This is a genomic window from Mesorhizobium sp. M7A.F.Ca.ET.027.03.2.1, assembly GCF_003999175.1.
GTDB lineage: Bacteria > Pseudomonadota > Alphaproteobacteria > Rhizobiales > Rhizobiaceae > Mesorhizobium.
Genome location: NZ_RZOM01000362.1, coordinates 1 through 5,328 on the forward strand (window position 1 = coordinate 1; position 5,328 = coordinate 5,328).

The following is a 5,328-nucleotide window of genomic DNA, read 5'->3' on the forward strand; positions in this document are numbered from 1 at the left end:
CCGAAGAACTGGTCCGCAGCATCGAAGCCGGCGGCGGCAAGGCGATCGCCGTTCAGGCCGATATCGCCGATCCGAACGGTATCGCTGCACTGTTCGACGCCGGCGAGAAGGCGTTCGGCGGCATCGACATCCTCGTCAACAATGCCGGCGTCATGAAGACGTCGCCGATGGCGCAGACCGACGATGCTTCGTTCGACACGCAGATCGCGATCAATCTCGGCGGGGTGTTCCGCGGCATGCGGGAAGGTGCGCGCCGGCTTCGCGACGGCGGCCGCATCGTCAATTTTTCCAGCAGCGTCGTCGGCCTCTACCAGCCAGGCTACGGCGTCTACGCCGCCACCAAGGCGGGTGTCGAGGCGATGACCCACATCCTGGCCAAGGAGCTTGGCGCGCGCCGTGTCACCGTCAACGCGGTGGCGCCCGGACCGATCGAGACCGCGCTGTTCACGGACGGCAAGAGCGAGGCGCAGATCGAGGCCATCGGCAAGATGATCCCGCTCGGCCGGCTTGGCCAGCCCGACGACATTGCCCGGCTGGTCTCGTTCCTGGCCGGACCGGACAGCTTCTGGGTCAACGGACAAATCATCCGCGCCAATGGTGGCGTCGTCTGAGCCGTCGCCGACCGCTCAACCCCGAACCTGAAATTCCACAGAAAGGAAAAGATCATGCCATTCGCCAACATCAAGTTACCGCAAGCGGCGCTCTCCAGGGCGCAGAAGGAAGACCTCATCCATCGAACGACAGCCATGTTCGTCGACTTTTTCGGCGAGGGTGTGCGCCCCTTCACGATGGTGCTGGTCGAGGAGGTCGCCGACGGCGGCTATGGCCGGGCTGACGAAGTGTTCGTCGTGCCGGAAGTTTTTCGCGCAAAGGAGTAGTGCCGGGCCGTTCCCGGGGGAGCCACGGGTCTCGCCCGTCCTTCGGGACCTCCCAAGTGGGGAGATCGGCAGCGTCACCCCTTCCGCTTCTCCACCTCGGCCTTCCTCAGCAGGAACCGCTGAATTTTGCCGCTGGGTGTCTTCGGCAACTCGCTGACGAACTCGACCTCGCGCGGATAGGCGTGAGCCGAGAGGCGCTTGCGGACATGCTGCGCCAGTTCCTCGGCCAGCGCCTCGCTGCCTTGAAAGGCGGGCGCCAGAACGACGAAGGCCTTGACGATTTCGGTGCGCTGCGGGTCGGGCACCCCGACGACGGCTGCCTCGTTGACAGCCGAATGTTCGATCAGCGCGCTTTCGACGTCGATGCGGTAGCCCGGCAGAGGCGATGACGTCGTCGGCGCGGCCGATCAGGAGATCGACCGCCGGTTGCGCGAATGGCCCGAGAAGGGCTGGCCTCACCCGTGCGGGCCTGTATCATGGCCTTGTGAATGCTTGGGAGGAGGCTTGTGCATGCGGCTGAATCGGAATCTCTGTCAGTGGAGGGTTTGGGTCTTCATCGCCGCAATGGCGCTTTGGCCGCGCACGGCGCCGGCCGATACCCTCACGCCGGAGCGCATCACTGCTGCCCTGTCGAAGCTCGAAGCGCTTGCCGAAGCCGCCGTAGCGGACGGTGCTGTACCCGGTCTCGCCATCGGCGTCGTGCGCGATGACGAGGTGATCTTCCTCAAGGGTTTTGGGCATCGCGAGGCCGGCAAGCCAGAGACCGTCGACGCCGACACGGTGTTCCAGATCGCCTCCCTTTCCAAACCGGTTTCCGCCACCGTCGTGGCGGCGTTGGTTAGCGACAGGATCGTGTCCTGGGATTCGAAGATCGCCGATCTCGATCCGGCCTTCCGGTTGGCTGATCCTTATCCGGCAAGCCAACTCACCGTCCGCGACCTGTTTTCGCATCGCAGCGGGCTTCCGGGCACCGCCGGAGACGACCTCGAGGACATTGGCTACGACCGCGTCGCGATACTGCATCGCCTGCGGTTCGTGCCACCATCGTCGAGCTTTCGCGCCGGGTATGCCTACAGCAATTTCGGATTGACAGAGGGTGCCGTGGCAGCCGCGACACCGACAGGAAAGCCCTGGGAGGAGGTCGCCGAGGAGAAGCTCTACCGTCCGCTTGGCATGGCCTCGACCAGTTCCCGTCATTCGGACTTCGTCAAGCAAACCAACCGCGCCGCGCTTCACGTCAAGGTTGATGGCGCCTGGGCCGCGAGGATAGAGCGCAATCCGGATGCGCAGGCGCCCGCCGGCGGCGTCAGCTCTACGGCACGTGACCTCTCGCAATGGGTGCGCCTCATCCTCGGCAACGGCGTTTATGCAGGCAAGACACTGATTGCCGCCGATGCGCTAAGCCAGACGCATGTTCCGCTGATAGCGCGCGGCAACAACCCCGTCTCCGGCGGCGCATCGTTCTACGGCCTCGGCTGGAATGTCGAATTCGGCCGACACGGCCTGAGCTGGGGCCACGCCGGCGCCTTCAGCGTCGGCGCACGTACCCTGGTGACAGTCTTCCCAAAGGAGAAGCTGGGCATCGTCATCGTCGCCAACGCCTTTCCGACTGGCCTGCCGGAGGGATTGTCCGACAGCTTCGCCGATCTCGTCTTCGACGGTAGCGTCGAGAAGGACTGGGTCAAGGCGTGGAATGATATCTATGCGGGCCTGTTCGGTCCGGCGGTCGCGGCGGCCAAGGCCGCCTATGCCGCGCCGCCGTCTCCGCCACGGCCAGCCGCGCCGGGCAGTGTCTATGCCGGCCGGTACGCCAACGACTTCATCGGCGACGCGATTGTGTCGGAAGCGGGAGACCACCTTGTGCTCAGGGTAGGCCCGGCCGCCGGCCGGTCCTACTCATTGAGGCATTTCGACGGTGACCTTTTCCTGACCTTCCCCGACGCGGAGACGCCGGATAGCCCCTCGGGTGTAAGTTTTGTGGTCGGCGCTGACGACAAGGCGTCGGCCATGACCGTAGGTTTTCTCGACGACAATCATCTCGGCACGCTGCAACGTGTGGGGGACTGACTTCCAAATCGAAGGGTGCCGCCGGGAGTCAGGATGCGGGGCCGTATCGGAGCAGTTTGAAGCAATCGCCGTTGCCCGATTTCGTCTGCGCCAGCAAGGGCTTCGACCTGTCTATCCATTCCTGATGTGACCTCGCATCGGCTTCGATCGCGTCGACCGGTGCAAGACTGACAAAGCTGCGTCCGTGGCTGAGAAGCCAGCACGCGCGGCCAAGAAATCGCCTGCTGCGCTGGCGCAAGAGGTCAGCATCGTAGAAGATGTCGAGCACCTCGTGCTTGATCTTGCGCTCCGTTTCAGGATTGGCGATCGCAACCTCGATCGGCTCGCCGCCGATCGCATCCTGCAGGTCCTTGTAGTCGAGGGTGAGTTGGGTGATGGCATATTTGATCTCGCTCTCGTCGCGCACGATGTCGAACCATAGCGTCGGATCGAGCTCGTTGACGACGAACGACGACTCGAAATCGCGCGACAGGTTGAGGATGTCGAAGTCCCGGATGTCGACGTCGCGCTCAACCAGCAGGATTTCGCGGATCTGCTTGCCAAGCTCCGCTCCCTGCGCGCCGATGGCGGCGTTGGTTCCACCAAGTTCGGGACTAATATAGGCCCCGCCGTCATCCAGCAGCGCGTCGAATTCGCCAAGTGACTCGACGAGGGGAGCGCCGCGAGCGATGCGCGCCGCCAGCTTGGCTAGAACCTGCTGAAGATCCGCTTCGCGTCTGCGCTGGTCTTGGTAATTCTGCTGGAAAAAGAAGATGAACAGCGACACGCCGATGCCGATCAGGATCACGCCCAACTGCGAGAAGATGTTGCGGTGGTATTCCAGCAGCTTTTCGCGATGGCGCACGTCGTCGCGCACACTGTGGGCGACGCGCAGATTGACGATCAGCGACAGGATGAGCAGCCCAGTACCGACGAGGATGAGGCCGCCGATGAGCAGGTAACCATGGCCTGTGCTGAAGTCCATTCGTTTTCCCTGAAGCCCAGACTGCGCAGAATAGTGCCATTTTGGCTAAATACCTACGGATTTGCAGGCGGTTGATTTGATGGCGGCGACCACCCCAGAAGGTTGACCCGCATGGCCATCCGGCCGATAGCTCCGCCAGAAACTGCCCCCCCCGAGAACCCTGATGACTTCAGATACCAACCTCCACAATGCACGCGCCGCCGATCCCGACACCGCCTGGCAGGCGGACGTCCGCGCCGGCGTGCGCCACGTGCGCGACCTGGCGTCCCTCCCGTTGTCCCCAGCCGAGCGCGCAGCCGCCCAGGCCGCGGCGGTGAACCACAAGGTGCGCGCGCCCAAAGCCTATCTCGACCTGATCGACTGGAACGACCCGGCCGATCCGATCCGGGCGCAGGTCATCCCCTCTCCGCAAGAACTGGAGGAGGTGGAAGGCGAGCTCGACGATCCGATCGCCGACCATGACTTCAGCCCGGTGCCGCGATTGACGCACCGCCATGCCGACCGGGTGCTGCTGTTCCCGACCTATCAATGCGCGGTCTATTGCCGGTTCTGCTTCCGCAAGGAATCGCTGACCTCGATCGGTCGTGGCTATACGCATGAGGCGCTGGAGCCGGCGCTGGCCTATATCGCGGACCACCCCGAAATCCGCGAGGTGATCCTGACCGGCGGCGATCCGCTGTCGCTGCCCGACAAGGCGCTGGCCGAAATCTTCGCGCGCATAGAAGCGATCCCCCATGTACGGCTGCTGCGCATCCATACGCGCGTGCCGGTGGTGCTGCCGTCGCGCATTACATCAGGGCTCGTCGCGGCGCTGCAGGGCCGGCTGATGGTCACTGTCGTCACCCATTTCAATCACGCGCGTGAAATCACCGGCGCCACCGAGGTGGCCTGCCGCACGCTTCGGCAAGCCGGGTTCGTGCTGCTCAACCAGAGCGTTTTGCTCAAGGGTGTCAACGACAGCATCGAGGCGCTGGAGGAGCTCTGCCGCGAGCTGATGTACCGCCTCGGCGTCAAACCCTACTACCTGCACCATGGCGACCTCGCGCGCGGCATGGCGCACCGGCGCACGACGATCGCGCAGGGACAGGCGCTGACTGAAGCGCTGCGGGCGCGGCTGTCGGGCATCTGCAACCCCGTCTATGTGCTCGACCTGCCGGAAGGCGGCGGCAAGGTGCCGATCGGGCCCTGTCATGTCGAGGGCAGGCAGGGGGAGAGCTGGCGGCTGCGCGGGCTCGATGGCGAAGTGCGGGAATATAGGGAGATCGTTGGCGTGCAAGAGGAACAGTCTTCGAAGATTCCAGGCTCGTGACGCCAGGATCCACCCGGATAATCCTACAGCGTCACAGCGACCGTTCATAATGGCCAGCGTCTGCGCCGCCCCTCACCTGCCTGCCGGCATCCTCTCCCCGTATAGTGACG

At 64.1% G+C, this 5,328-nt stretch carries 5 protein-coding genes and 1 pseudogene; 4 read left to right on the forward strand and 2 right to left on the reverse strand.

All coding sequences use genetic code 11. The features are described from left to right. Together EN750_RS17035 and EN750_RS17040 are read left to right on the forward strand one after the other, a co-directional pair. Positions 1-611: SDR family oxidoreductase (locus tag EN750_RS17035; RefSeq protein WP_127397100.1), on the forward strand; the 611-nt coding region annotated here is incomplete at its 5' end. Positions 612-665: 54 nt separating this feature from the next. Then, the gene (locus EN750_RS17040; RefSeq protein ID WP_127269408.1) at positions 666-878 is read left to right on the forward strand and encodes a 4-oxalocrotonate tautomerase family protein; all 213 of its coding nucleotides are present in this window, start codon (positions 666-668) and stop codon (positions 876-878) included. Positions 879-952: 74 nt separating this feature from the next. On the opposite strand, the pseudogene EN750_RS17045 reads toward EN750_RS17040, so the two are convergent. Next, positions 953-1,286 (reverse strand): annotated as a pseudogene (locus EN750_RS17045) (AMP-binding protein); the annotation flags it as partial. Between the two features lie 102 nt (positions 1,287-1,388). Between EN750_RS17045 and EN750_RS17050 the strand changes: the two are divergent. Beyond that, positions 1,389-2,945 carry a serine hydrolase gene (locus EN750_RS17050; protein WP_127397101.1) on the forward strand — a complete coding sequence of 519 codons (1,557 nt, stop codon included), beginning with the start codon at positions 1,389-1,391 and terminating at the stop codon, positions 2,943-2,945. A gap of 28 nt (positions 2,946-2,973) precedes the next feature. On the opposite strand, the gene EN750_RS17055 is transcribed toward EN750_RS17050, so the two are convergent. Then, positions 2,974-3,909 carry a hypothetical protein gene (locus EN750_RS17055; RefSeq protein ID WP_127397102.1) on the reverse strand — a complete coding sequence of 312 codons (936 nt, stop codon included), beginning with the start codon at positions 3,907-3,909 and terminating at the stop codon, positions 2,974-2,976. Positions 3,910-4,072: 163 nt separating this feature from the next. On the opposite strand from EN750_RS17055, the gene EN750_RS17060 reads away from it, so the two are divergent. Then, a complete protein-coding gene (locus EN750_RS17060) occupies positions 4,073-5,218 on the forward strand; it encodes a KamA family radical SAM protein (RefSeq protein ID WP_127397103.1) in 1,146 nt (381 codons plus the stop codon). Positions 5,219-5,328 lie beyond the last annotated feature (110 nt).